Genomic DNA, 3,718 nt, shown 5'->3' on the forward strand with positions numbered 1-3,718 from the left:
CTAGTACTTTAGTTAATAGCTATGTAACACCAACTGAGATAGTGACAGTTACTATCACTTTTGTGTACTTCAATGGAATACTGTTGGATATTCATACAACATCTGTGCGTACAAAAAAAACTCCTGTAACAATTGAAAATTAAATTCAAAATAATTTGAACAAAAAAAGGACAGCTCCAAATGAGGCTTGGCTGTCCTTTAGTTCAGAGCAGTTTAGCCAATTGTGCCTTGCCAAATGTCCTCACAGGACGTTAGGACAAGGCGTGCCGTTTATAGGGACGTAAACTCACGCCTGTTTGAACAACAAGGTGCTGATAAAATTGGATCAGTAAGTTGGTTGGAGCCTGCTTCTTGCTGGTTACTCTTTCTCAACTATTTGGAGAAAGAGTGACAAGCATGTCAAGCGACCAACAAGGATGTTGGAAGGTAGAGCGAAGCAGGATACCAGAGCCGAGGAGCAGTTATCGAGACGCCATATCATAAACGTAATGGAATTAGTGTAGTGCAGCGATAAAGTGTGCGTAGAGCATAATCTTAGTGGCCGCAGGCCATGTTTAGTGCCGGTTGGGCTGCTGCATCAAGGACTTTTAGTGCGATTGTTCGTATCACGACTGGCGATAATTAAGTCATCGCCAAATTCGATATTGGGTTGTTTAGCCATTCGATCATAAAGTAATACATTCACTGTTGCCGCTAGATTCATGCAGCCTATGGTGGGTATGTAAACTATGTCATCACATTGGTTAATGATGTTTTGATCTATGCTGCCATCTTCCGGGCCAAATATATACAGAGCCTGTGGTGGATGATCATAATCGGGCAAGGGGATAGCACCAACCACCAACTCAACAACCACGGTTTTAAGTCCTTGATGTTTGGCTATGGCGATGAGATCGTCGACATGAGTCGGCGTTATATTTAAGTAGCGGTTTTTAGTATCGGTAACAAAGTGACGAGCTCTATCATAGCGAGTGCCGGTGTAATAAATCGAACTTACCTGATAACAACCCGCAGCGCGCAAAACGCTGCCCATATTTTCTGGGCTTTTGGGATTAACTAAGCCGATATGGGCAGTGGCAGTACTTTTATTCAATGATTTTTCTTATTTGGCTAAGTTCATCCTGACTAAATTCAAGATTATCTAAAGCCTTCACACAATCTTCAATTTGACTAACTTTACTGGCGCCAATGATAGAGCTGGTTACCGCCGGATTGTTTAATACCCAGGCTAAGGCCATTTGTGCCAAGGACTGGCCACGTAACTTAGCGATTTCATTGAGTTTTTGCACCTTAGCTATTTTATCTTGCGTGAGATGTTCAGCATTTAAATAGATTTGCTCAGAGCGTGAGGCTCGAGAACCTTGTGGAATACCACCAAGATATTTATCGGTTAAAAAGCCTTGCGCCAGTGGTGAAAAGACCACTGAGCCAACCCCTTCTTTAAGTAATACGTCACATAAACCATCTTCAATCCAGCGATCAAACATGTTGTATCGGGGTTGATGGATCAATAAGGGGGTGCCCAAATCTTTAAGAATGGCGATGGCTTTGCTGGTTTGCTCGGGTGAATAGTTAGAAATGCCCACATACAAAGCACGGCCTGAGCGCACTATATAATCTAGCGCTTGCATGGTTTCTTCAATGGGAGTTTCAGGATCCATGCAGTGAGAATAGAAAATATCGAAATATTCCAAGCCAGTGCGTTTTAAGCTTTGATCACAGCTAGAGACTAAATATTTACGTGAACCACCAATACCATAAGGGCCGGCCCACATGTCATAGCCTGCTTTACTGGAGATCAATAATTCATCCCGATAGGGTTTTAAACTAGTGGCCATCACCTGACCAAAAGTGCTTTCAGCCGAGCCAAAAGGAGGGCCGTAATTATTGGCTAAGTCAAAATGAGTAATACCTAAATCAAAGGCTTTGTGCAGCATATTAGTGGCATTTTGCAATGAATCCACAGCACCAAAATTTTGCCATAAACCAAGTGATAAGGGCGGCAGTCTTAAACCACTTTTACCACAGCGACGATAGCTTATATTTTCGTAACGTGTTGGATTTGCAACATAAAGTGGGTTGGGATCGTGTTTAATCATAGTAGTCCTAGTCTGACGCCAATAAATTTGGCGCTAGACTAAACTAAACGGCCTCGATGCACAATTTGCCGAGGCCATTTTTAACGAGAACAAGGCTTAGATTTTTACTAAGCGACTGACTAATTGTTTACTGTTTTGAATCATTTGCCGAGTCTTATATCTGAGTTTTAGTAGTAACAGATAAGCCAGTGGCACCAAGACTAAACTGGTTAGTGTTGAAAAGATCAATCCGCCGATGATGGATATGGCCATAGGTGAGTAGGGCGGGCCGTCACCTCCAATTCTGGTGGTGCCCATGGCCAATGGCACCAAACCCAGCACGGTAGTAGCGACTGTCATTAGTATGGGCCTAACCCTGGTTAAACAGGCTTCAATGATGGCTTGTTGCACAGCATAACCGAGATTGACCAGCTGATTAATCCTATCTACCAGTACTATGCCGTTATTCACCACTATACCCATTAAGATTAACATCCCAATCATGCTCATAATCGACATGGGCATGCCGGCAAAAAACAGCGCCCAAAATACCCCAGTCATGGAAAACAGCAGCGAAGTAATGACCGCAGTGGGTAACAACAAGGATTCAAACAAGGCCGCCATCACGATGTAGATCATACAAACCGCTAACAACATGTTGGTTTGCATGGCATCTTCATTTAGATTTTGGCGGGTAATGCTGCCATCAAAGGTCCACGCATAACCACTGGGTAACTGAATGTAGTCCATTACCGCGCTAATACTTTTTTTGGCTTGTTCGATGGTGATGTCATCGTTGAGGTTAGCGCCAATAGTGAGCGACGTTTGGCGATAACTACGTTGAATTTGCGCCAAACGAGGTTTGATCGTCAATGTCGCCACCATATCCAGAGTGACATTTTGTGCCGCATCACGTTTAATCGTGAGGTTTTTCAGCGCATCGATGGAGCCTTGTAGCGTTTCATCAAACATCACGCGGATAGCCACTTCGCCACTATCGCCATTTCTAAAGGTGCGTAGGTTATTACCGCGTAATGCGGTGGCGACCACTGTGGCAATGTCGTTGCTATTAAGGCCAAAACGAAAGGCTTTTTGTCTATCCACTATAATTTGCAGTTCTTCTTTTTGCCCCTCGTTATTGGTTTTAACGTCAGACAAACCTTCGATATTGGCAATCACCGGTACTATTTGTTTGGCCATTTGACTTAAGGCTTCGGAAGAATCACCCAACAAGGTCAACTGAATACCCCCACCATTTCCTTGTTCCCACTGAAACGATGGGCGCGCACGGGCAAATTTAGGCATGCTATCGCTAATTAGCTTTTTTACTTCGGACTGTTTTACCGGTAAGTCATCAATGAGAGTAATGCCCGATACCGCAAAACCCGCAGTGTAGTAACTATATACCTGTTTAATGTAGAATTTTTCTTGATTGGCATAGAGATATTTCTCCATTTTTGCCACGGTTTTTTCGACTTCTTCAAGGCTATAACTGCTTTGAATATCGTAGTTCATCCATACTCGATTTTGATCATTGTTGCCATCATCATCATTGGTCACATAACCCATGGGAAACGCCGTGCTGAGCAAGATAGCAATAGCGATTAAACAAGTCTTACCTTGATGGCGCAGAGACCAGC

The 3,718-nt window shown here is 43.3% G+C and carries 3 protein-coding genes; all 3 read right to left on the reverse strand.

Annotated features, from left to right (window positions below; translation table 11 throughout):
• Positions 1 to 577 precede the first annotated feature (577 nt).
• Positions 578 to 1,033: a TrmH family RNA methyltransferase gene (locus AX660_RS02420; RefSeq protein WP_068372100.1), complete on the reverse strand. Its 456-nt coding sequence runs from the start codon at positions 1,031 to 1,033 to the stop codon at positions 578 to 580.
• A gap of 52 nt (positions 1,034 to 1,085) precedes the next feature.
• A complete protein-coding gene (gene mgrA / locus AX660_RS02425) occupies positions 1,086 to 2,099 on the reverse strand; it encodes an L-glyceraldehyde 3-phosphate reductase (RefSeq protein ID WP_068371932.1) in 1,014 nt (337 codons plus the stop codon).
• A gap of 96 nt (positions 2,100 to 2,195) precedes the next feature.
• The coding region (locus AX660_RS02430; protein ID WP_131811752.1) for an efflux RND transporter permease subunit at positions 2,196 to 3,718 on the reverse strand (1,523 nt) is incomplete at its 5' end.

This window comes from Paraglaciecola hydrolytica (assembly GCF_001565895.1).
GTDB classification, from domain to species: Bacteria; Pseudomonadota; Gammaproteobacteria; order Enterobacterales; family Alteromonadaceae; genus Paraglaciecola; species Paraglaciecola hydrolytica.

Coding starts and splice junctions, on each gene's coding strand:
- AX660_RS02420 (WP_068372100.1), bottom strand. CDS start 1,033: ATGGGCAGCGTTTTGCGCGCTGCGGGTTGTTATCAGGTAAGTTCGATT.
- mgrA (WP_068371932.1), bottom strand. CDS start 2,099: ATGATTAAACACGATCCCAACCCACTTTATGTTGCAAATCCAACACGT.